Below are 22,827 nucleotides of genomic sequence, written 5' to 3' on the forward strand. Positions count from 1 at the left end.
TCCCCGGCGGCCAGGCGGTCCAGCAGCATGGGGATGTAGCGCTGGCCGTGCTGTTGGGCACCCCGGAGCGTCAGACCCTTGTTGATCACCGCGCCGAGCGGGAACTTGTCGACAGCGCCGCCGAACACGCCCAGGACGAAGACCGTGCCGCCCTTGCGGCAGGCGTGGATGGCCTGCCGTACGGCGGTGGGCCGGTCCGTCTGGAGCCGCAGCTGCTGCTTCACCTGGTCGTACAGGTGGACCGGGCTGTCGCTGTGCGCCTCCATGCCGACGGCCTCGATGCACACGTCCGGGCCACGCCGGCGTTCGGGGACGCGGTCGATGGAGATGACCCGTTCCGCGCCCAGCAGGATCGCGGCACGGGCCGCCATCTGCCCGACAGCGCCGCACCCCCAGACGGCCACCACGTCCCCCGGCTTGACCCCGCCCAGGTCGGCACCCATCCAGCCGGTCGGCACCGAGTCGGACACGAACAGGGCACTGGTGTCGTCGACGCCCTCCGGGACGTGGGAGTAACCGAAGATCCCGGCGGTGTCGTCCCCGAAGAGGGCCTGTCCGATGCCGGGGTTGGTGTTGGTGTTGTCGCACAGCGACCACAGGTCGTGTGTGCAGTACCAGCAGCGCCCGCAGCCGACGAACGAGGAGACGACGACCCGGTCGCCGACCTCGTGACGTCGGACCCCGGGCCCCACCTCGACGACCTCGCCGAGGAACTCGTGACCGATCACGTCCCCGGAGCGCATGAAGAGGTTGTAGCCGCCGATGAGATGCAGGTCGGAGCCGCAGGTGGTGCCCGCGATCAGTCGTACGATCATGTCCTGGTCGTTGCGCAGGCCCGAACGGTTTCTCCCGTTACTGGTCCGGTTCGGTTTCGGTTCCACCCCGCGCGCACCATCCCTGACTGTCAACGGAGACTCTGGGCTCCCCGGTGGCGGGCCAGTCGGTGCCGCCGGTGGGACGGGGCGGGGAGCTGGTCCCACCGGCGGCTGCTCAGGACGGCCTGCGGAGAGGCCGTGTGTGCCCGTGCGTCAGAAGGCGGGGATGGCGGCCGCGGCCCGGCTGTCGGCGTTGCGGGCCTTGTTGATGTTGCTCTGGAGGTTGCCGGTGAGCGGGAAGTTGGCCTTGCCCCATGTGGAGTTCCACAGCTGGTCGCGCGGTGTCTTGTCCATGTTCTCCATGGTGACCAGGGCCGGGCGGTCCCAGCCCCCGTCGCCCCACGCCTCCGGGGCCTCGCCCCACGCGGCGAAGCGGAACGCGTGCGTGCTCGCGCCGTCCTTGTGGTAGACGATCTCGACCCGGTTGTAGCTCGACTCGCCGTTCAGCCTGCCCATCGGCACCTCGTTGATCGGGTGGGTGCTGTAGCCGCCGTGCCGGGAGGCGGACAGGAAGCGGGGGCTCTCCTCGCCCTGCTTCTGGAAGACCACGACGGACTCCCAGTCGTGACGGTGACCGAAGGCGTCGGCGCCGGCCAGCGTCTGGTCCTTCTCGAAGTAGAGCGCGTAGACATACGCGCACCAGCCGTCCTTGCACCAGCTCTGCGAGTACGTGTTGGCCTTGCCGAGGTGATTGGTCCGGCAGCCGCCGGTGATCGCCCCGGTGTTGTCCAGACCGCCGTTGAGCTTTCCGCTCGCGTCGACGGCCGCCGCGGGGAAGCAGCTGTCCGAGTCGTAGTCGAAGAGCGGCATGTACTTGTTCTGGTAGGTGCTCGCGTTCCACGGCAGCGGGGTCAGGATGGCGGCGGACGCGCTTGTCGAGACGCCGACGGTCAGCGCGCCGGCGCTGAGCGCGACGAGTGCCGCCCGGCCGAGACGGGACGTTGTGCGGTGGTGCGTGGATGCCTTGAACATTGCGGGTGCTCTCCACTGGGTCGTGCCGGGAACACGGCTCGGTCGTGCCGTCGTCCGGCGTGGCGGGACCGACACTGGCAGCCGGAAAGTTGACTGGCACCCCTTTCATCAGGCCGTTCAATTCCGTCGTCCGGAGTTCGCGTGTGCCGCTCCGACTGTTTTCGGTTGTTTTCGATGTGAACAGCTATGGCGCACGCCCCGTTTACCCCTGTGATGTGACCGTGAGGTGACTCCTGTGCTGTACGGGGATGGGGAGGGTGGAGCTCATGGGGCGTCCCGAGAGACCGGTGGACCCGCAGGCCGGTCCGGTGCAGCGGTTCGCCCATGAGCTTCGGGAACTGCGGCGGACCGCGGGCGGGCCCTCGTACCGGCGGATGGCCGAGGCGGCCGGGTTCTCCGCGGCGACGCTGTCCGAGGCGGCGCGCGGAGAACGACTGCCGTCACTCGCGGTGGTCCAGGGGTATGTGCGGGCGTGCGGGGGCGACCCGGGTGAGTGGGAACCGCGCTGGAAGGACGCCGAGACGGAGACCGCGTCCACCGCCCGCGGCGAGGACGGGGCGGCCGCAGCGCCCTACCGAGGGCTGGCGCCCTTCGGCACGGACGACCGGGAGTTGTTCTTCGGGCGGGACGGACTGGTCGGCGAGCTTCTGCGACTGGTGCGGGAGCACAGGTTCGCGGTGGTGTTCGGGGCGTCGGGGAGCGGGAAGTCGTCGCTGCTGCGGGCCGGGCTGATACCCCGCCTCCAGCAGGAGAGCCGCGACCGCGAACGGAACTCCGACCAAGGTGCCCCTGTCGAGGCCGACTCCCCTGATCCCCCCGGCCCGCCGGACGCCCCGGACTCCTCTGGCGCGTCGGTCGAGGTGCGGGTGTTCACACCCGGGGAGCGGCCCGCCGAGACGTACGGGCACCTGCTGGTCCCGAAGGAAGGAGCGCCGGAGAGCTGGGTGATCGTCGACCAGTTCGAGGAGGTCTTCACCCTCTGCCACGATCGCGCCGAGCGGACCCGGTTCGTCGACCTCCTGCTGGCCGCCCGGAACCCGGACAGCCGGTTGCGTGTACTCGTGTCCGTGCGGGCCGACTTCTACGCCCGCTGCGCCGAACAGCCGGAACTCGCTGACGCGCTCGCCGATGCCGGGCTGCTGGTCGGGGCGATGACGGCGGACGAGCTGCGGGAGGCGGTGACCCGGCCGGCGGCGGCCGCCGGGCTCCTGGTCGAGCGGGAACTCACCGCGCGGATCGTCGAGGAGGTCGTCGGCCGACCGGGCGCGCTGCCGATGCTGTCGCATGTCCTGCTGGAGACCTGGCGGCGGCGCCGGGGCAGGTTGCTGACGCTGGCCGCGTACGAGGCGGCAGGCGGGGTGCGCGGGGCGATCGCGGCGAGCGCGGAGGAGGTGTACGGGCAGCTGACGCCCGAACAGGCGCGCAGCGCCCGACAGTTGTTGCTGCGGATGGTCGAACCGGGGCAGGGCGGCGCCGACACCCGGCGCCCGCTCACCCGGGCGGAACTGGCCGAGTCTGCCGACGGCCATGTGCCCGTGGTGGTGGAACGCCTGGCCCGGGCCCGCCTCCTCACCGCCGACGAGGACGGCGTCCAGCTCGCCCACGAGGCGCTGATCACCTGCTGGCCGAGGCTGCGCGACTGGATCGAGGAGGACCGGGAGTGGCTGTGCCACCACCGGCGGCTGGCCGACGAGACCCGGCTCTGGCTGGAGCACGACCGCGACCCCGGTGCGCTGATCCGGGGCAGCAGGCTAGCTCGCGCCGAGGCCGTGTTCGCCGGTGAACCGACCGGGGAACGGGGCCGTCTCACCCCGCCCGAGCGGGAGTTCCTCGGCGCGGCACTCGCGGCCCGCGCGGCGCACGCCCGGACTGCCGCCCGTACCGCCCGGCGTACCCGCGGGCTCGTCGGCGCGCTGTCCGCCCTGCTGGCGGTGGCCCTGATGGGCGGGCTGGCCGCCTGGCACCTGGGCGTCGACAACACACGGCATCACACCGACACCGCCGCGCGCCGGATCGCCGACCTCGCCGACGCAACACGGACGACCGATCCGCGCACCGCGATGCTGCTGGGCGTCGCCGCCTGGCGCGTCTCGCCGCTGCCGGAGGCCCGCCGGGCGCTGCTCGGTTCCCTCGCCCAGGTGGAACACGCCGTCTTCACCGACCCGGCGCCGGGCGACAACCCGAAGCGTTTCCTCGCCGACTCCGGCCGCACGCTGCTCAGCGTCGAGGGCCGTACCTGGCGGACCTGGGACGTGGTCACGAGCCGCCGCACCGCCTCCGGCCGACTCCCCGTCGGTGAGGTGCTCGCGGCCGGTCCCGACGCCCGGGTCCTCGCGGTCGCCGGCGCTGACGGCATCCGCCTGTGGGACACGGCCACCGGCCGCTGGACCGGCGACCCGCGCCCCCTCCCCGCCACCTCCGTCATCGACATCGCGGAGGGTGGTTACATCGTGAGCGGCACCGGCGACGACCGGGTGAGCCTGCGGTCCGTCACCGGCGGTGGCGTGCTGTTCGGGGGCCGGGTAGCGAGCGGCCCGGTCACTCCGGCCGTGAGCGCGGACGGGCGCCTGGTCGCCGTCTGCCCGGCGGGCGGGTCGCCGCAGGTCTGGGACATCTCCGGCCACCGCATCCGCCCCGGCCCCTGGGAGCGGGCGCGCGGCCTGTGCGCCGAGGCGCAGGCGACGTCCCTCGTGTTCGGCGCCGACGGCGCCCGGCTCGCCGCGCTCTCGGCGTCCGGTGTGACGGTATGGGACACGGCGTCCGCCCGCGAAGTCGCCCGCCTCGACGAACCGGGCGCGCAACAGGCCGCGTTCACCCCGGACGGCACCTTCCTGGCGACCGACGCCGGGGCGGAGATCCGGGTGTGGCGCCTGTCCGACCCGGCGGCCCCCGTGTTCCGCCACCTCGTCAACAACCAGAGCCTGTACGGCCTCTCCTGGGACCCCACCCGCCGGACCGCCCTGCGTTACCTCGAAGGCGGCGCCGTCCACTGCCTGGAACTGGGCATGGCGGTCACGCCGACCTGGCGCGCCCACCCGATGTCGGCCGTACGCATCAGCCCGGACGGCCGTACCTACGCGACCGCCCGACTCGTCGGCACCCGCTACCGTTTCGAACTCCGGGCCATCTCCGACGGCCACCTCCTGCGCACGCTCCCCGCCCCTCCCCCGCCCATGCCGACCGCCCCGTCCGACCCGGCACACACGGTGGCCCTCATCGCGTTCAGCCCCGACGGCAAGGCACTCTCGTACGGGCTCTCGACGCCCAGCCGGCAGGCGTCCTCCCAGCGCTTCACGGTCTGGGACCTGACCCGTGACCGGCTCCGGGTCGCCCTGGAACTCGCGACGCCCGAGTCCGCCGCCCCGGTGGCCGCCCTGGCGTTGGGACCGGGCGGCGGCACCCTTTACGCGGCCCGTCTGCCCGTCCCCGGCACACCGGTCGACGAGGCGTGGAACACCGAAACCGGCCGCCGCGCGACCGACCTCATCGGCCTGACCAGCACCCACCTGGCCGTCCACCCCGACGGCAGCCTCCTCGTCGGCGACAACCGCACCGCGGATCTCCACGCCGGGAAGGTCACCGGCAAAGGGCTCGTCCAGGGCGAACAGATCAGCGCCCTCGCCTTCGCAGCCGACGGTTCACGCCTCGCGGCGGGCGACCTGACCGGGCGGGTCGCCCTGTGGGACGGGGAGTTGAACGACCGTACGGGCGTTCTGCGCAACGTCTTCCGCGCTCCCCTGGGCGAAGTACCGGAGGCGGTGAGCGCGCTGGCGGTCAGCCCGGACGGTGCGACCCTGGCCGTCGGTGGCACCACGGGCACACTCCAGCTCTGGGACATCACCACCCAACAGCCCCTGGGCGGCCCGCTGACCACCCCGGGCGAGATGATCGACTCGCTCGCCTTCAGCGCCGACAGCGCCACCCTGTACGCGGCCAGCGCCCATGTCCCGCTCCAGCGGTACGCGGTCGACCCCGAACGGGCGGCCACCCAGGTGTGCGCCCGGGCGGGCAAGGGGGCGAACCTCTCGCGGGAGCAGTGGCGGACGTATGTGCCGGAGGTGGGGTTCAGGAGGGTGTGCGGCCAGGATCTGTAGGGCGACAGGGCCTGGAGGCCCCAGCGCCGATAGCTCCGTCCGGGCGCAGGCCCAACGGCAGCCCGCCGTCAGGAGGAAGTTGTCACCCAGCTCGCCGCAGAAGGGCGCAGAACCGTACCCGGCCCGCTCAGCGTCCTTGTGGGAACGCATCCGCCCGCGCAGAAGGCTGCTTCATGCCCCCACAGCACAACAGCACCGTTCCTTCGTCGCTCGGGGGGACACAACGCGGCGTCGCGGCCGCCACGTTCGCCGTGCTGCTTCACCACCGGCGCGCTCTCACGGCCGCGACGGTACGCGTCGTCACCCTGACCGCGCTCGCCGGGCTGCTGACGACATTCACGGTCTTCGCTCTGTCCTGGCCTCTGTTCACCCACATGCAAAGCGAACGCATCCGCTACCACCAGCTCGAGGACCCCTACTCGCACGACCACTCCGATCTGGGACTCGTCGCCCTGGCCTCTCTCCCTCTCTACCTCCTGCTGCTCGGAGTGGGCAGCGCGGCCCTGCAGACTGTGTGCTCCCGAACGGTCACAGCACAGGCTCCAAGGTCCCCGGAGTCTGACCGTTCACCTACGGCGGTGGGCGCACGACTGCCACCGATCCTCGCCACATACGTACTGCGCGGCCTGATCGTGTGGACCCCGCCGCTACTGTCCTTCGAGCTGACGCGCCGTCTGACCAGCAATCTGCTCGACACTCCCCTGCCGCTGGCCCGCGGATCATGGCCCTACACACTCGTCTCGGCGTCCCCGGCGGTCGCCGTGTGCCTCGCCGTGCTGGTCCGCCTCGCGCTTGCCCTCGCCCCCGCAGCCGCGGCCTCCGGCCTGAGCCCGCACGTGGCTCTGCGTCATTCATGGACGCTGACGACACGCACGCGTGCGGGCGCGGTCCGCGTCCTCGCGGTCGCCCTGCCACTGGCCGCACTGACCGCCACGGTCATCCGGCTCGCCACACAACTGGCCCTGCCGGTCCGCCCGTTCCTGCGCGACCTCCTCGAAGAGGCAACGGGCAACTTTTTCGCCGCGTACTACGCCGGCATCCTCGCGCCCGTCATCATCGGCATCCTCACAGCCGCGGCCCTGACCTTCCCCCTCACGGCCACCACCTTCGCGGCCCTCTACGACCGCCTGTGGTCATCTCACCTTCCGCCGCGACTCGCGGCGACCACGGGCGACTCCACGACCTGAGGCTCCCAACGCCCCCGGCCTGCCGAACCGCGCGACGTCAGCCCGCATCACCTCGCGCAAGCCGCCTGACGCAGACGGTCACCACGGCAGCTCCTCATCAGCGCGTCTGAGCGCCGCACGTTCCTGTTCGGCGCTCCCACCCCGCGTTCAGTCACGGATGGAACCGCCACCGCCCTTCAGAGACGACATCCACCTTGCCGTCCCTGACGCGAACGGCCGTGTCGTCGTCGAGGAAATAGATCGGGAAGTCCGCCCCCGCAACGATGCGGTCCGCCCAGGCGTCGTCCCGCTCGGGGAAATCCGGCGAGTACAGGTGGGGCTTGAGATACCAGTCGAAGAGGCCGAACGGCGGCTCCACGGTTGTCGCACCGAGTACGTGGAGGTCCGCGCTGTCCCCGATCACGTCGGCGGAGTGCCCGGTGAGATTGCGGCTGAAGATCATCGATCCTGCGCTCATCCCCACGTAGACCCGGCTCTCCAGGGCCTCCAGGAGACCGTCGGCCAGGCCGTTGCCCGTGATGCTGCGTGCGAGGTGGTAGTGATTGCCGCCCTCGACGTAGATGACGTCGGCGTGGAGGAGCCGGTCGAGCACCAACTGCCGCGGCAGGCCGTTCAGCTCCAGGACGTCGAACTCACGCCAGCCGAGGCCATGCAGCCGGCTCATGTCCGTGAGGACCCAGCCGTGGTCCCCCGGTTCGGCAACGGACGCCGTGGGAACGAACACAACGTTCGCCGACCCGAACGGCTTTCCCAGCATGTCCCGCAGCGCATCCCGAAGCGTCTCGTTGCGCAGTCCACTCGCCGTCAACAGAAGGTTCATCGAGCGAGCCAAGCACGGCGCACGGACGCCCGCAACGAACCAGGACCCGCGTGGCAGCTGTCCGAAGCCCTGGCGGGATCGCGCCGAGGCCCCATCTCCGGGGCGCGAGTCCGGTGCAGCATGATGAGGCTGTGGACTTCGAGCGGTACCGGGGTGAGTTGGTGGCGTTCTGCTACCGGATGCTGGGGTCGGTGCACGAGGCCGAGGATCTGGTCCAGGAGACGCTGCTGCGTGCCTGGAAGGCCCGTGACCGCTACGATCCGGCGCGCGCGTCGGTGCGGACCTGGCTGTACCGGATCGCGACCAATGTGTGCCTGACCGCGCTGGAGGGGCGCGGGCGGCGTCCGCTGCCGTCCGGGCTGGGGGTGCCGAGTGACGATCCCGAGGCGCCCTTGACGCCGGCGCTCGACGTGCCTTGGCTTCAGCCGTTCCCCGATGCGCGGTTCGATGTCGAGGTCAGGGCCGATCTGCGGCTCGCGTGGGTGGCGGCGGTGCAGGTCCTGCCGCCGCGGCAGCGGGCGGTGCTGGTGCTGCGCGAGGTGCTGGCCTTCACCGCCACCGAGGTCGCCGAGCAGTTGGGGACCACGGTCGCTGCGGTCAACAGCGCGTTGCAGCGCGCCCGTGCCGCCCTCACCGGCGTGGGCGACGCGGGTGCGGTCACCGAGCCGGACGATCCAGAGGTGCGGGCGGTCATCCAGCGGTACATGCGGGCGTTCGAGGCGGCGGATGTACCCGCGCTGGTGCGGCTGCTGGTCGACGACGCCGTGCTGGAGATGCCTCCCGTGCCGCTGTGGTACCGGGGCAGCCAGGACTACGGCCGGTTCCTGCGGCGGGTGTTCCGGATGCGTGGTACGGGCTGGGGGATGCGGGAGCTCACCGCCAACGGGCAGCCCGCGCTCGCCGCGTACGTACAGGATTCCGGCGGCGGGTACCGCCTGCACACTCTGCAGGTCTTCACCGTCACCGACGGCCGGGTGGCGCACAACGTGGTGTTCGCAGACCCACGGGTCTTCGACGCCTTCGAGCTGCCACGCGAGATTCCCGCAGACGGTTTCCGCCGGGAGCGATGAGTCGGGGCGGTGCGGCCGGTACATACCGGTGAGCACCGAACCGAAGGGAAACTCATCGTGAGCGTCATCGTCATCGAGTTCGTCACCCTGGACGGGATCGTGTCCGACCCGGACGGGTCCGCCGGCACGCCACAGGGCGGCTGGGCATTCAGGCATGGCCCGGAGGCGGTCGCCGGGGACAAGTTCCGGCTCGGCCGCACGCTGGACGAGGGAGTACTGCTGCTCGGACGTGCCACCTGGCAGCTGTTCTCGCGGCTCTGGCCGACCCGGGACGACCCGTTCGCCGCGCGGATGAACGCCGTCCCGAAGCTGGTTGCCTCCCGCACCCTGCTCCATACCGACACGTCGGTGTGGGCGAACTCCCGGCTGCTTGAGGGCGGTCTGGTCGACGCCGTCAAACGCGAGCGGCGGGACGTGGTCGTCGCCGGCAGCCTGAGCGTCGTGGACCGGCTGATGGCCGCGGACCTGGTCGACGAGTACCGGCTGCTGACCTTCCCCGTTGTCCTCGGCACCGGCCGACGGCTGTTCCCGGCCGATGGCCCCCACACCGAGTGGGAGTGCCGGGCCGCCGAGCAGGCCGGTGCCGCCGTACTCACCCGCTATCGGAGGGCCGCCCGATGACCGCCCGAGTCGTCGCCCTGGAAGCGAGGCCGTGGGCGAGGGGCCTTCTGCACTCGGCCATCCCACGGTGCTGCTCGCCTGCGGACGTGCAAGCACGCGCAGCCGAGCAGCACGGGCCGTGATCTTTCGACGGCCGCAGGGCGGGCGGGTCAGCGCAGGCCGGCGAAGAGGTCGTTCTCGGGCAGGGCCGCGCCGGTGGTGTCCTGGACGCGTACGAAGGTCTCAACGCCCATCAACTCGGTGAACTTCTCCTGGCCCATCTTGAGGAAGAAGATGTTCTCGCCCTGGCTGGCGTGCGCGGCCAGGGCGTCGAACTTCTGGCCGCCGAACGCGGTGGTGTCCACCCAGGTGGTGACCTCCTCGTCGGGGAGTCCGATCTCAGCGATGGCTTCGGCCTCGGCGGAATCCGGCTCGGGTACGTCCGCACCGAACTCACGCATGGCCTCCCCGAACCGCTGCATCGTCGAGCGGGGCATTGTTGTCCAGTACACCTTCGATGCCAGCCCGGTCATCTCCAGTGCCGCCATCGTGATGCGGTTGGCCTGGATGTGGTCGGGGTGGCCGTAGAAGCCGTTCTCGTCATAAGTGACGACCACATCGGGTCGGTAGCGTCGAAAGAGTTCCGCGAGCCGGGCGGCGCCCTCCTCGACGGGTGTCTGCCAGAAGGATTCAGGGGCGTCGTTGGTCGGCCAGCCCATCATTCCGGAGTCGGCGTAGTCCAGCATCTCCAGATGACTGATCTTCAGGATGTCGCGGCTTGCCTCGAGTTCCTGACGCCGCATCAGGGCGATGGCCGCCGGATCATGCCCGGGGTCGCCGGGCTTGACACCCCCTGGGCCGTCACCGCATCCGCCGTCGGTACACGTCACGAGGACCGTGCGGATGCCCTCCGCCGCGTACCGCGCGAGAACACCGCCCGTCCCGGTTGCCTCATCGTCGGGGTGTGCGTGTACCGCCATGAGCGTCAACGGCCGGTCGTTCATAAAACGGTCCTCCTGTGTGGAAAGCCTGGGTCCGAGTCCGCGGCAGGCGTACATGAGGGCACGCGGAGATCGAGTGACCGGGCTTACCACGGACCGGGGGCCGGACCGCGCCGGAGCGGACCAGCTCTTCTCTGATCCCCGCCCGCGCGATGCCGGTCCCTCGCCAGGTGCAACAGTGCCGACCGGCTCGGCTGTTCCCGCCGTGCAAGGGGAAACGCCTGAGTCTTGCCGCTTGTTCGTGTCGAAGCACACGACACGGGCCCCCGTGCCGGGCAGGCGCCCGCACCGGTACGACCCGCGCCCCGGTTGCTCAGGTGGCCGGGCCGCACCGGAGGACGGACCGCCGTCGTCAGACGGCGGTCGGCTCGTACGTCCAGCGCAGGAGTGCGCCCAGACCGCCGGCCGGAAGGTCCTCCGCGCCGTCCCCGTCGGAAGGAGGCACGATCAGTACGTCGGCGGCGGTGACAGCCGCCGCCCGCAACAGCGCGTCGTCGGCCCGTACGGGGACCGGATCAGCCTGCGCCAGGGTCCGCGCGTCGCTCCGGCGCGCCGCCACCTGGTCGGGCTCGCCGCCCACCCATGTCTCGCGGGCCAGGTCCGCCCCGTCGGGCCGGATGAGCAGCGTGTCGATGCGGTGCTCCCGGGCGGCTTCCGCGAGGGCCGCGACTCCCTCCACCGCGTCCGTCGGCCTGTCGGTGCCCACCCGTCCGGCGCGGAAGCGGTCGAGCGCCTCCTCGACGCGGTGTCGGGTGTACTGCCGTCGGGCCTGCTCGATGGCCTCTTCCAGTACGGCGGAGGAGGAGCCTTCGGCGCGGCCGCCGTGCTCGGTCTGCACCGTGATGTGTCGGACGGCCTCGGGCAGCCTTTCGTGCACGGCCGGCCGTGCGCGGGGGTCGCCGACCAGGACGACCAGGTCGGCGCCGGACTGTTCGTACGCCGAGCTCAGCGCTTCGGCGATCTCGCCGGCGTTGTGCTCCCAGGTGTTCTCGACCTTGAGCTGGAAGTGCCGCTCGGACCAGTCCGCCGTGGTCGTGCGGTGAACCGGCCACTGCCGCCCCTTCACCTGCCCGGCGTCCTGCCGCCCGGCGGCCCCGCGCAGTTCGAAGTCCGCGCCGGTCCGGTCGACGTACGCCACGAGACAGACGGGGTCCTGGCCGGACAGCTCCAGCAGCGGTGTCAGGCGGGGCAGCGGGGCCCAGCAGGCGATCTGGCCCTGCGGCCGCCGGGAGAGGCGATGACTGAGCACCACTTCCCCTCCGGCGGCGAAGATCACTCGGCCCGCCGGGTCTTCTGCGGGGCTGACGTTCATCAGGGCGTCGCGCACGGCCTGGGTGGTGGCCGCGTCAGCGCCCTCCTCCTCGAGGGTCCGGCTCACTTCCCGTGCGGACAGCTCACGCCGCTTGGCACCCGACTCGTCGTTCTGAGCGGGGTCGAAGTACACGGTCGCCCACGGGCCGGGGCGGTCGAAGAGCGGTTCCAGGAATGACAGCTGCATACGTTCCTCCTTACGTGTCCCCGTTCCGACGCCGGGTGCCCGACGGGCGGCACCAAAACACGTGTCACACCACTTGGATCACGGGAGTTGTCCGTCGTACGACCGTGCATCCGACGTCCCGCAAGGAGCAGCGAGGTTTCCCTCCTGCGGGCGCCATGGCGCCCTCCGTGTGCGTGTCGGATTGCCCGGCTCCCGCAAAGCGAACAACGTCAGGAGCAACAACCGGCAAAAGGGACAGATCCGAGCAGGAAGCAGGGTGCGCGCATGCCCGGCAGTGAGAGCGAGAATCCGGCAATCCCCTCCCCCACCCCCGCGGCGAGCCGGCCGCGGACGAACCGGGACTGGTGGCCCAATCAGTTGGACCTCCAGGTTCTCCATCAGCATTCATCGCGCTCGAATCCGATGGACGAGGGCTTCGACTACGCCGAAGAGTTCGCGGCCCTCGACGTGGAAGCGCTCAAGCGCGACGTCTTCGAGGTGATGACCACATCGCAGGCCTGGTGGCCGGCCGACTACGGCCACTACGGTCCGCTCTTCATCCGTATGAGCTGGCATTCCGCGGGGACGTACCGGACGGCGGACGGCCGGGGCGGTGGCGGTTCCGGCGCGCAGCGGTTCGCTCCGCTGAACAGCTGGCCGGACAACGCGAGCCTGGACAAGGCGCGCCGGCTGCTGTGGCCGGTCAAGCAGAAGTACGGGCAGCAGATCTCCTGGGCGGACCTCCTGGTCTTCGCCGGGAACTGCGCCATGGAGTCCATGGGGTTCAAGACGTTCGGGTTCGGTTTCGGGCGCGAGGACCAGTGGGAACCCGAGGAGATCTTCTGGGGGCCCGAGGACACCTGGCTCGGAGACGAGCGCTACAGCGGGGATCGGGAACTCGCCGGTCCGTTCGGCGCCGTACAGATGGGGCTGATCTACGTCAACCCGGAGGGCCCCAACGGGACTCCGGATCCGCTGGCCGCCGCCAGAGACATCCGTGAGACGTTCGGTCGGATGGCGATGAACGACGAGGAGACGGTGGCGCTCATCGCCGGCGGCCACACGTTCGGCAAGTGCCACGGGGCGGTCGACCCCAGCTACATCGGGCCCGAGCCGGAAGCCGCCCCCATCGAGCAGCAGGGCCTGGGCTGGCACAACACCTGCGCCAGTGGAGTCGGCGGCGACGCGCTCACCAGCGGGCTCGAAGGGGCATGGACGTTCGAGCCGACGAAGTGGGACAACGGGTTCCTGGACAACCTGTTCGGCTACGACTGGGAACTCACGTCGAGCCCGGCCGGTGCCCACCAGTGGACTCCCACCGACCCCTCCGCCCGGGACAAGGTGCCCGATGCTCACGATCCGTCCAGGCGGCACGCCCCCATCATGCTGACGACGGATCTCGCGCTGAAGCTGGACCCGGTCTACGGGCCGATTGCCCAGCGCTTCCACGAGAACCCGGACCAGTTCGCGCTGGCCTTCGCCAAGGCGTGGTTCAAGCTCCTGCACCGCGACATGGGCCCCCGCTCGCGCTACCTCGGCCCGTGGATTCCCGAGCCGCAGCTGTGGCAGGACCCGGTCCCCGCGGTCGACCACGACCTGATCACCGACTCGGACATCGCCGCTCTCAAGGGAAGCCTCCTCGCCTCCGGCCTGTCCGTCTCCCAGCTCGTCACCACCGCCTGGGCCTCGGCCGCAAGCTTCCGCGGCACCGACAAGCGCGGCGGTGCCAACGGGGCACGGATCCGGCTGGCGCCGCAGAAGGGCTGGGAGGTCAACGACGTCCCCGAGGTGACCGAGACGCTGCGCGCACTCGAGCAGATCCAGCAGGACTACAACGGCTCACAGACCGGCCGGAAGCGGGTGTCCCTCGCCGACCTGATCGTCCTGGGCGGCTGCGCGGCCATCGAGAAGGCCGCGTCCGACGCCGGGCACGACCTGACCGTCCCCTTCACGCCGGGGCGCACGGACGCCACACAGGAACAGACCGACGTGGAGTCGTTCGCCGTGCTCGAGCCCAAGGCGGACGGGTTCCGCAACTACCTCAGGGCGGGTGAGAAGCTCTCCCCCGAGACCCTCCTGCTCGACCGCGCGAACATGCTGAACCTCACCGCCCCCGAAATGACCGTCCTGATCGGCGGCATGCGAGCCCTCGGCACCACCTACAAGGGCTCCGCACACGGCGTTCTCACCGACCGGTCCGGGTCCCTGACCAACGATTTCTTCCTCAACCTCCTCGACATGCGCACGCAATGGTCCACGTCGGCCACGGACGAGAACGTGTACGAAGGCCGGGACCGGAACACGGGCGAGGTGAAGTGGACCGCGACCGCCGTCGACCTCGTCTTCGGCTCGCACGCCCAGCTCCGCGCCCTCAGCGAGGTCTACGCCTCCCGTGACGCCGACGCGAAGTTCGTACGGGACTTCGCTGCCGCGTGGGACAAGGTGATGAACCTCGACCGGTACGACGTCCGCCGCTGAGCGAAGCCCAGGGCCCCTCGGCCAGGCGTTTCCGAGCTCTTGGCCGAGGGGACCCCGGGACCCTCCTTCCGCGTTTTCAGTCGCGGGCGACGGGCACCCAGAGACCCATGAATCGGAGCTCTCGCCCCCCTCTCACCGACAGCTCACTCGCCCTCCTCGCCAAGGGGTACACCTGGCTGCCCGACCGTCGGGCCCGCACCACCGCTCCCGTGGTGCGTGCCCGGCTGATGGGGCAGCAGGCCGTCGCCCTGCACGGGCCGGATGCAGTCCGCTTCTTCTACGACGAGCGGCACGTGGAGCGTCAGACGGCCCTTCCCGGCCCGGTGCTCAGCACGTTGTTCGGCCATGGAGCCGTCCACACCCTGGACGGGCAGACGCACCGCGTCCGCAAGGAGATGTTCCTCTCGTTGCTCACCGGCCCTGAGGCGGTCGGTGGCCTGGTGGAATGTGTCACCGCGGCGTGGGACGAGGCCGTGGCGTCGTGGCCCGGCCGGCCGTCGGTCGTCCTGTTCGACGAAGCGAGCCGCATCCTCACCGAGGGCGTCTGCCGGTGGACCGGAATCCCCCTCCTCGACGACGCCGGGCAGACGGCCCGGGACCTGGTCGCCATGGTCGACGGCTTTGCCACCCCGGGGCCACGTCACTGGCGGGCGCGCCGCGCCCGGGCACGTTGTGAGGCGTGGCTGGAACTCCTCGTGACCGACGTACGGGAGGGCACGGCCTCGGCGCCGGCCGGGTCGGTGCTGGAAGCGGTGAGCCGACACCGGGATGCCGACGGCCAGCTCCTCGACCCGCACACCGCCGCGGTCGAGCTGCTCAACGTCATCCGTCCCACCGTCGCGGTGTGCTGGTTCGTCTCCTACGCCACTCACGCACTGCACCGCGATCCCGCCGTCCGGGAACGGCTGTCGGAAGACGAGGCCGCATACGCCGTCGCGTTCGCCCACGAGCTGCGCCGCTTCTACCCCTTCGTCCCGTTCCTCGGCGCCCGTGCGGTCACCGACCTGGAGTGGCAAGGAGAGCTGATCCCGTCCGGCACTCTGGTCCTTCTCGACGTGTTCGGGCAGCTCCACGATCCCGCCCTCTGGGACGATCCCTACGCCTTCGCCCCGGCGCGCTTCCTGGGGCGGCCGCCCGAGCGCGACGGGCTGATTCCCCAGGGCGGGGGCGACCGCGTCACCGGTCACCGCTGCCCGGGCGAGGACATCACGATCGCGCTGCTGGCCGCCCTCGGACCACGGCTGGCCCGGCTGCGGTACGACGTGCCGGAACAGGATCTGAGGATCCCGCTGAACCGTCTGCCGGCTCGCGTGCGCAGTGGATTCGTCATCGAGGCGGTCCGTGAGCCGGTAACGGCCAGCGGCACCGGCAAGGCGGCGTCGCGGGGACAGACGCGGACACGCGCCCTCTGACGGCCCCTGGCAGGAAGGACATCGACGCGCCGACGCCGTGTGCGAGCCCAAGGCCCGCACACGGCGTCGGCGCGTTAGTCGGTCAGGTACTCGACGTGGCACGCACCATTCGCCGCCCGGCGGTCACGGCCGCTCCCGTCAGGGCGGCGGCGACGGCCGTGCGGCGCATCGCAGTGCGTCGGCGCCCGCCCCAGCCTCCGTGTACCGCCCCCTCCCCTGGCGCCGGTACGTGCAGCACTCCGTGGGTGGCCGGAGCCTCCTCGTTCTGGGACAGATGCGTCCTGTCGGCCTGCCGTGCCATCACCCGCTCCGCGAGCGCCGGCGTCCTGCGGGAGCGGCGCACCAGGGCGCGGCCGGCGGGACCGACCACCACTTCACGACGTGGGTGGCGGACCAGGTCCACGATGGCGTGGGCAACCCGCTCGGGGCTGTAGACCGGGGGCATGGCGACCACCTTGCGCCCGGTGAAGTTGGCCGACTGCTCGAAGTGCGGGGTGTCGATGGTCGCGGGCATCACGGTGCACACGTGCACCCCCTTGACCCCCTCCACCCGCAGTTGCTGCCGGAGACTCGATCCGAGCCCTTGGACGGCGTGCTTGGACATGCTGTAGGGGTGGCTGTACGGCTGGGCGACGGCGCCCGCGATGGACGAGATGTTGATCAGCGTGCCCGTCCCCTGCTCCCTCATCACCCGCAGGGCGGCCCGGGCCCCGTACACATAGCCCATCACGTTCACGTCCGGCACCTTGCGGAAGTCCTCCAACGGCACGTCCTCGAAGCGGCCGAAGGCGTTGACGGCCGCGTTGTTGACCCAGACGTCGATCCGGCCGAACTCCGCCACGGCACGCCGCGCAAGCTCCTCGACCGCGCCGGCGTCCGTCGTGTCGGTCGGCACGACCAGCGTCCGCCCCCGCGATGCCGGGCGCACTCCTTGGCCGCCGCCTCCAGCGCCTCCTCCCGACGCGCCGCCAGCACCACGGCGCATCCCTTGCGGGCGAAAGCCTCGGCTGTGATCCGCCCGATCCCGCTGGACGCTCCGGTCACCACCACCACGTGATCCCGCAGTCCCATGCCGCACCTCTCATCTCCGCTCGCGCCGGACGGGTCGGGTCCGGCTCCGCAGCCGACCGGGTACCCGGAACGACCGGGTCACCCTCGGCGATGTGCCGACCGCGCGTGCACCCCCTGTTCGTCGAGGAAGCGCCGGCTGCGGGTGTCGCCCCGGGACGTGCGGTGCCCGGGATCAGTGCCGGGCCACCACGCGCAGCGTCTGCACCGAGGGGTCGGCGGCGTCCGGGATCAGGACGCCGTGTTCGACGCCGCTGCGCAGGTAGTCGAGGACCTCGTCGGTGATGACCTCGCCGGGCGCGATGGCCGGCACGCCCGGAGGGTACGGGCTGATCATCTCCGCGCAGACGCGGCCGGCGGCGCGTTCCGCGGGCACGTGCTCGACCTCGGCGAAGAACGCCTCGCGCGGCAGCATGGCCTGCTCCAGCTCCAGTGCCGAGGGCTCAGGCAGCCGGACCGGGGGGCGGCGCTCGATGGAGTCGGCGCCCTCGACCAGGGCACCCAGGGCGTCCAGCAGCACCCTCTCGGTCCCGTCGTCATCGGCGTGCGTGATGGACGCGCTGATGCGGCAGGTGTCGGAGCCGCCGACGTCCACGTGCCGTTCGGCGCGCAGCCACTCGGCGGCCTCCATGCCGCTGATGCCGAGTTCCCGCACGTCGATCACGATCTTGAGGGGGTCGAAGTCGGCGGCCAGACCCTCCTCGATGATCTCCCCGCCCATGGGCCGGAGGCCCGGCAGATCGCCGACGGCCGTGCGGATACGTTCGACGCGGCGCAGGGCGACGTCCAGGAGTTCGTGACCGTGCTCGACCATCTGGCGCCGCCAGCCGTCGAGGGTGGCGTACACCAGGGTCGACGCGCTGGTGGTACCGAGCAGGTCCTCCCGCTGCTTGAGCGCCTCCGGTGACACGCGGTCGTACTGGAGGTGGAAGACGGAGCTCTGTTCGATCGCGCCGCCCATCTTGTGCACGCTGGTCACCACGAGATCGGCTTCCGCGTCCATGCCCCAGGCGGGCAGCTCGGGGTGGAAGGGCAGATGGGCGCCCCATGCCTCGTCGACGATGAGGGGAACGTCGAACTCGTGGCACACCCGGGCCACGCCCCGGATGTCGGCACAGCTGCCCCAGTCGGTGGGCGTGATCAGCAGCATGCCTTTGGCGTCGGGATGCTCCTCGAGAGCGAGGCGTACGTCGTCGGGCTCCGGGGGGTGGGCGATGTGCCTTTCCCGGTCGAATTTGGGGTGGACCCAGATCGGTTCGACCCCGTTGACGATGACGGCGGAGATCACGGACTTGTGCGCGTTGCGGGACACCAGAAGCTTCTCGCCGGGACCGGCCACGGCGAGCATGGCGGTCTTGACCGACAGCGAGCTGCCGCAGGTGGAGAAGAACGCCTGCTCGGCGCCGACCGCGTCCGCCATCAGCTCCTGGGCCTGGCTCAGCACGCCCTGCGACTGGCGGCGGTCGTCGAGGCCGTTGAGGGCCAGGACGTCCGAGCGGAAGACGTCGAGGCCGACGATCCCGGCCACGCGCGGGTCGGCGCCGCGACCCTGCTTGTGGCCCGGCGGCCCGAACACGACGTCCTCACGGCGCCGGAATTCCTGCAGCGCCTCCAGTACGGGAACCCGCGAGTGATCCATGGCTCCTCCCAAGCCGCCGCCTCGCTTCGAGGCGTCGAGGCCGTACGGCCCTGTCGGTCCACACACCGTGTTGACCTCGTACGTGGCCGCGAACCCTCGAGAGCTCACCGGGACCGCCCGTCGCCGCACGGGCGGCGCTGCGCACGCCGGTGTTTCACAGCCCGCCGAGGTGCCGTTCCATCCAGTCGGCCGCTGCCCGGCGGAACAGTCGCCGGTTGTCCGCCCGCCGGAACTCGTGGCCCTCGTCGCGCAGGAGGAGGAGTTCGGCGGGGACACCGCGTTCGCGCGCGGCCCGGACGAACTGTTCGGACTCCGCCGTAGGGACGTTGGTGTCGTGTTCGCCGTGGACGGCGAGCACGGGGACGCGCAGTGCGTCGATGCGGTTCATCGGCGACAGGGCACGCAGCAACGCCTGGTCGCTTTCGGGGTCGCCGTACTTGTGGGCGGCGGACTCGGCGATCCATGGCTCGGTGCCGGCGAAGAAGGTCAGAAGGTCGGACATGCCGCAGACGGCGACGCCGGTGCGGAACAGATCCGGGTGCCACACGAGCGAGGCGAAGGTCAGATAGCCGCCGTACGAGTGCCCCATCACGGCCAGCCTGGTCGGGTCCGCCAGACCGGCCCCGACGAGGTGGGCAGCGCAGTCCGCGACGTCGTCCAGCGCGGCGAAGCGACCCGCCCCGAGGTCGGCGTCGACGAACGACCTGCCGTGCCCGCCGGAACCGCGGACATCGGGCGCGAAGACGTCCAGACCGCGGCCGATCAGCTCGTGGTAGAGCGGGTTGAACACCGGGCGTTCCTGCTCCTCCGGGCCACCGTGCAGATACAGGACGCAGGGGGCCGGTTCGTTCGGGGCGCGTCCCGGCGCCCGGTGGTACCAGCCGCTGAGCAGCAGGCCGTCGCGCGCCACCGGCCGCAGGGGGACGGGACGCACGGGTGGGCGGCCCGGCGGGACGGTGTCCTCGTCGCGGGCGGACCACGGGGTGCGCAGCAGCGACACGCCCTCGTGGGCCCACCACACGCCTGGGCGGCGGCGCGAGCCGGACAGGGCCAGCAGCAGCCGTCCCGCTCCGGCGGGGACGATCCGTGTGATGACCTCGTGCGGGAGGGGCACGGGCCGTGCCGGGCCGGTGGTGTCCGGGACGGGTCGCGCGGGGAAGGTCTCGACGAGTTCGAGTTCGCTCGCCCCCTGGACGTTCCACGTCAGCACGGCGGTGCGGCCGTCGTGGCCCAGCGACAGCAGTTCCAGCCCGCTGCCCTCGCGCTCCGCCACCACCGTGCGGCCGCACGGTACGCCGTCGGCGTCGAGGACGAGGGCGAACAGTGCCGCGTACTCACGGTCGGCGTCGCTGCGCAGCCACAGCGTGCGCCCGTCCGGGGAGAACCGGCCGATCCATGGATCACCGTCGGCGACCGGCAGGGTGGAGATTGTCGTCGCGTCGTCCAGACGCCGCAGAACCGCCTCCCGGCGCCCGCGCGGTCCGCGGCGCAGCAGCGCCAGAGAGCCGTCGGGGCTGAGATCGCACACCCGCAGCGTTGCGGCGTTGGTCTCCGTGGCCAGCAGCACGGGGGACATGAGGCCGTCCGGGTCGACCAGGTAGGACGACAGCCCGCCACCCGCACGGGTGATGAGAGGCGCAAGGGCGGTGGCCCCCGTGCCCGGCCCAGCGGTTCCGGGCCCGCCGTTGTCCCTCCCGGCCAGGTCGGGCGGGCCGGGACGCCGTGTGCCGTGGCCGCGGGCGGCCGATGTCGCGAGGGTGATCGCGACGGCCGTTCCGTCGTGCGCCCAGCAGCCGAGATAGGCGGAGGTGGCCGGGTCGGCGCCGGCCAGGATGCGCCGGCCGGTGCCGTCGGGCCGCACGCACAGCACCCGTGTGTGTTCGCCGCCGCCGGGTGCGGTGGTGTAGGCGATCCATCGGCCGTCCGGTGACCAGGACACCTCCGTGACCGGGTCCGGGGTGGCGTCGAGCAGTCGGACCTCCTCGCCGTCGACGGGGCCGGCCCACAGTTGCGGACTGCCGCCCCGGTCGCAGATGAACGCCGCTTGGGCGCCGTCGGGGTCGGCGGAGGGATACCAGCACCCGTGCGCGTGCAGCCGGATGACGGCGTCGCGCGGGCCTGTGGCGTCGGGCAGCGGCACCGGGGCCGGCGCGGCACGGTAGCCCGGTGGCGCTGTCCGCACGGTCGACGTGAGCGGCCGGCCGCTCACTGGATTCCGTGTGTCTGCAGCCATATCTCCAGCAGAGCCACCTGCCACAGGGCGTTGGCCCCACGCTTGGTCCGGTGTTCGTCGGGTGCCGCGAGGAGTTCGGTCACGTACGACTCCTGGAAGAGCCCGCGCTTCTTGGCCTCGGGCGCTTCGAGGGCCTCGCGCACCCGGTCCAGGACGGGGCCCGCCATCTGCCTGATGGCGGGGACGGGAAAGTACCCCTTGGGACGGTCGACGATTTCCCTCGGCAGCAGCTTGCGGCCCGCCTCCTTCAGTACGCCCTTGCCGTCGTCGGCGAGTTTGAGCTCCGGCGGGCAGGCCGCGGCCAGTTCCACCAGTTCATGGTCGAGGAAGGGCACCCGGGCTTCCAGGCCCCAGGCCATGGTCATGTTGTCGACCCGCTTCACAGGGTCGTCGACGAGCATGACATGGGTGTCCAGCCGCAGCGCGGCGTCCAGGGCGGTCTGTGCCCCGGGGAGCGCCATGTGTTCCCTGACGAAACGGCCCGAGACATCGTCGGCGGGCAGCATGTCGGGCTCCAGCACGTGTGCGAGGTCGGCATGCGGGCGGTCGAAGTAGACCTCGGCGTACCGGTCGGGTTCCTCCTCGCGCGCCACCGCGGCAAGCTCCGGATACCAGTGGTATCCGGCGAACACCTCGTCCGCGCCCTGCCCGCTCTGCACGACCTTCACCTCGCGCGAGACCTGCTCGGACAGCAGGTGGAACGCGACCACGTCGTGGCTGATCATCGGTTCGCTCATCGCGGCGACGGTGTCGTCCAGGGCGGTCGACACCCGCCGGGAGGGAACCATCATCCGGCGGTGGTCGGTACGGAACTCGCGGGCCACCAGGTCCGAGTAGCGGAACTCGTCGCCCTCCTCCCCGCCCTCGGCCTCGAACCCGACGCTGAACGTCATCAGGTCCCGCTGCCCCTCCTCGGCCAGCAACGCCACGATCAGGCTGGAGTCCAGGCCGCCGGAGAGCAGGACGCCGACGGGCACGTCGGAGACCATCCGGCGGCGCACGGCCGTGCGCAGGGCCTCCAGCACCGCGTCCCGCCACTCGTCGGGACCCATGTCCGCGTACTCGTCCCGGCGCGTGTACGAGGGCTGCCAGTAGCGGTGGTCGCGGTGGGAGCCGTCCGGTTCGACGACCCGCACGGTGGCCGGCGGCAGCTTGCGCACGCCGTTGAGGACGGTGCGCGGGGCCGCGACCGTGGCGTGCCAGGTCAGGTACTGGTGGACGGCCACCGGATCGAGGGTGGTGTCGACGTCGCCGGCGGCGAGAAGGGCGGGCAGCGACGAGGCGAACCGCAGCCGGCCCGGCGCTTCTGCCAGATACAGCGGTTTGATGCCGAGGCGGTCGCGGGCCAGTACGACGCGGCCGGTGCGGTGCTCGACGAGGGCGAAGGCGAACATGCCGTAGAAGCGCTCGACGCACGCGGTGCCCCACTGCCGGTACGCCTTGAGAACCACCTCGGTGTCGGATGTGGAGGCGAAGCGGTGGCCGAGGCGCTGGAGCTCTTCACGCAGCTCCCGGTAGTTGTAGACACAGCCGTTGAAGACGCCGGTGAGCTCGCCGTCGGTGTCGGTCATCGGCTGCGCCCCGAGATCCGACAGATCGATGATCTTGAGGCGGCGGTGTCCCAGCGCCACCGCGCCCCGAGTCCAGGTCCCGTGCCCGTCGGGTCCACGGGCGGCAAGGCTGTCGCTCATGCGCTCGACGGCCGCGAGGTCGGGTCGCCGGCCGTCGAAGCGGATCTCACCGCTCAACCCGCACATGCGACGTCACCTCCCTTGCGAACTTCGTCGGTCACGCTCCGGTGGGGGACCTCCGGGCCGTGGCTGCGGACCGCAGCCCGGAAGGGATGGCTGGACATGGGAAACCTCTTCTGTGACGTCGGGAAAGACTGCGCGCGGCGGCGC

General features: G+C 71.3%; 14 protein-coding genes and 2 pseudogenes. 6 read left to right on the top strand and 10 right to left on the bottom strand.

The window, feature by feature from the left end:
• Positions 1-23 precede the first annotated feature (23 nt).
• A pseudogene (locus OG381_RS03540) lies at positions 24-815 on the bottom strand (alcohol dehydrogenase catalytic domain-containing protein); the annotation flags it as partial.
• A gap of 213 nt (positions 816-1,028) precedes the next feature.
• Positions 1,029-1,847 carry an NPP1 family protein gene (locus OG381_RS03545; RefSeq protein ID WP_327714601.1) on the bottom strand — a complete coding sequence of 273 codons (819 nt, stop codon included), beginning with the start codon at positions 1,845-1,847 and terminating at the stop codon, positions 1,029-1,031.
• A 266-nt stretch (positions 1,848-2,113) separates the two neighbouring features.
• Here OG381_RS03545 and OG381_RS03550 point away from each other — a divergent pair, with 266 nt between their 5' ends.
• Together OG381_RS03550 and OG381_RS03555 are read left to right on the top strand one after the other, a co-directional pair.
• Entirely contained in the window at positions 2,114-5,941 is a 3,828-nt protein-coding gene (locus OG381_RS03550) for an nSTAND1 domain-containing NTPase (RefSeq protein ID WP_327714602.1), read from the top strand.
• Between the two features lie 173 nt (positions 5,942-6,114).
• Entirely contained in the window at positions 6,115-7,128 is a 1,014-nt protein-coding gene (locus tag OG381_RS03555) for a hypothetical protein (protein WP_327714603.1), read from the top strand.
• Positions 7,129-7,279: 151 nt separating this feature from the next.
• Here OG381_RS03555 and OG381_RS03560 read toward each other — a convergent pair whose 3' ends face one another.
• A complete protein-coding gene (locus OG381_RS03560; RefSeq protein ID WP_327714604.1) occupies positions 7,280-7,948 on the bottom strand; it encodes a Type 1 glutamine amidotransferase-like domain-containing protein in 669 nt (222 codons plus the stop codon).
• A 113-nt stretch (positions 7,949-8,061) separates the two neighbouring features.
• On the opposite strand from OG381_RS03560, the gene OG381_RS03565 reads away from it, so the two are divergent.
• The gene (locus OG381_RS03565; protein ID WP_327714605.1) at positions 8,062-9,018 is read left to right on the top strand and encodes a sigma-70 family RNA polymerase sigma factor; all 957 of its coding nucleotides are present in this window, start codon (positions 8,062-8,064) and stop codon (positions 9,016-9,018) included.
• Between the two features lie 57 nt (positions 9,019-9,075).
• Positions 9,076-9,639: a dihydrofolate reductase family protein gene (locus OG381_RS03570; RefSeq protein ID WP_327714606.1), complete on the top strand. Its 564-nt coding sequence runs from the start codon at positions 9,076-9,078 to the stop codon at positions 9,637-9,639.
• 149 nt (positions 9,640-9,788) lie between these two features.
• Here OG381_RS03570 and OG381_RS03575 read toward each other — a convergent pair whose 3' ends face one another.
• Both OG381_RS03575 and OG381_RS03580 read right to left on the bottom strand, forming a co-directional pair.
• On the bottom strand, positions 9,789-10,622 hold the full coding sequence (locus OG381_RS03575) for a PIG-L family deacetylase (RefSeq protein ID WP_327714607.1): 834 nt from the start codon (positions 10,620-10,622) through the stop codon (positions 9,789-9,791).
• A gap of 349 nt (positions 10,623-10,971) precedes the next feature.
• Positions 10,972-12,117, bottom strand: a complete 1,146-nt coding sequence (locus OG381_RS03580) for a baeRF2 domain-containing protein (protein ID WP_327714608.1) — start codon at positions 12,115-12,117, stop codon at positions 10,972-10,974.
• A gap of 264 nt (positions 12,118-12,381) precedes the next feature.
• On the opposite strand from OG381_RS03580, the gene katG reads away from it, so the two are divergent.
• Complete coding sequence (katG, locus tag OG381_RS03585) at positions 12,382-14,574, top strand: catalase/peroxidase HPI (protein WP_327714609.1); 2,193 nt, start codon at positions 12,382-12,384, stop codon at positions 14,572-14,574.
• Between the two features lie 107 nt (positions 14,575-14,681).
• Positions 14,682-15,986: a cytochrome P450 gene (locus OG381_RS03590; protein ID WP_327714610.1), complete on the top strand. Its 1,305-nt coding sequence runs from the start codon at positions 14,682-14,684 to the stop codon at positions 15,984-15,986.
• A gap of 82 nt (positions 15,987-16,068) precedes the next feature.
• On the opposite strand, the gene OG381_RS03595 is transcribed toward OG381_RS03590, so the two are convergent.
• The 5 genes and pseudogenes from OG381_RS03595 to OG381_RS03615 form a co-directional block, all read right to left on the bottom strand.
• Positions 16,069-16,881 (bottom strand): SDR family NAD(P)-dependent oxidoreductase, encoded by an 813-nt coding sequence (locus OG381_RS03595; protein WP_327714611.1) that lies wholly within the window; start codon positions 16,879-16,881, stop codon positions 16,069-16,071.
• An 80-nt stretch (positions 16,882-16,961) separates the two neighbouring features.
• Positions 16,962-17,057, bottom strand: a pseudogene (locus tag OG381_RS03600) (SDR family NAD(P)-dependent oxidoreductase); the annotation flags it as partial.
• A gap of 172 nt (positions 17,058-17,229) precedes the next feature.
• Positions 17,230-18,693, bottom strand: coding sequence for an aminotransferase class I/II-fold pyridoxal phosphate-dependent enzyme (locus tag OG381_RS03605; protein WP_327714612.1), 1,464 nt, complete (start codon positions 18,691-18,693; stop codon positions 17,230-17,232).
• Positions 18,694-18,847: 154 nt separating this feature from the next.
• Positions 18,848-20,926 (bottom strand): S9 family peptidase, encoded by a 2,079-nt coding sequence (locus OG381_RS03610; protein ID WP_327714613.1) that lies wholly within the window; start codon positions 20,924-20,926, stop codon positions 18,848-18,850.
• Positions 20,899-22,683: an N-acetylglutaminylglutamine amidotransferase gene (locus tag OG381_RS03615; protein WP_327714614.1), complete on the bottom strand. Its 1,785-nt coding sequence runs from the start codon at positions 22,681-22,683 to the stop codon at positions 20,899-20,901. The genes OG381_RS03610 and OG381_RS03615 overlap by 28 nt, the downstream gene beginning before the upstream one ends.
• Positions 22,684-22,827: the final 144 nt, after the last annotated feature.

This window comes from Streptomyces sp. NBC_00490, from assembly GCF_036013645.1.
Taxonomy (GTDB): domain Bacteria; phylum Actinomycetota; class Actinomycetes; order Streptomycetales; family Streptomycetaceae; genus Streptomyces; species Streptomyces canus_F.

Coding starts and splice junctions, on each gene's coding strand:
- OG381_RS03545 (WP_327714601.1), bottom strand. CDS start 1,847: ATGTTCAAGGCATCCACGCACCACCGCACAACGTCCCGTCTCGGCCGG.
- OG381_RS03550 (WP_327714602.1), top strand. CDS start 2,114: ATGGGGCGTCCCGAGAGACCGGTGGACCCGCAGGCCGGTCCGGTGCAG.
- OG381_RS03555 (WP_327714603.1), top strand. CDS start 6,115: ATGCCCCCACAGCACAACAGCACCGTTCCTTCGTCGCTCGGGGGGACA.
- OG381_RS03560 (WP_327714604.1), bottom strand. CDS start 7,948: ATGAACCTTCTGTTGACGGCGAGTGGACTGCGCAACGAGACGCTTCGG.
- OG381_RS03575 (WP_327714607.1), bottom strand. CDS start 10,622: ATGAACGACCGGCCGTTGACGCTCATGGCGGTACACGCACACCCCGAC.
- OG381_RS03580 (WP_327714608.1), bottom strand. CDS start 12,117: ATGCAGCTGTCATTCCTGGAACCGCTCTTCGACCGCCCCGGCCCGTGG.
- katG (WP_327714609.1), top strand. CDS start 12,382: ATGCCCGGCAGTGAGAGCGAGAATCCGGCAATCCCCTCCCCCACCCCC.
- OG381_RS03590 (WP_327714610.1), top strand. CDS start 14,682: ATGAATCGGAGCTCTCGCCCCCCTCTCACCGACAGCTCACTCGCCCTC.
- OG381_RS03605 (WP_327714612.1), bottom strand. CDS start 18,693: ATGGATCACTCGCGGGTTCCCGTACTGGAGGCGCTGCAGGAATTCCGG.
- OG381_RS03610 (WP_327714613.1), bottom strand. CDS start 20,926: ATGGCTGCAGACACACGGAATCCAGTGAGCGGCCGGCCGCTCACGTCG.
- OG381_RS03615 (WP_327714614.1), bottom strand. CDS start 22,683: ATGTGCGGGTTGAGCGGTGAGATCCGCTTCGACGGCCGGCGACCCGAC.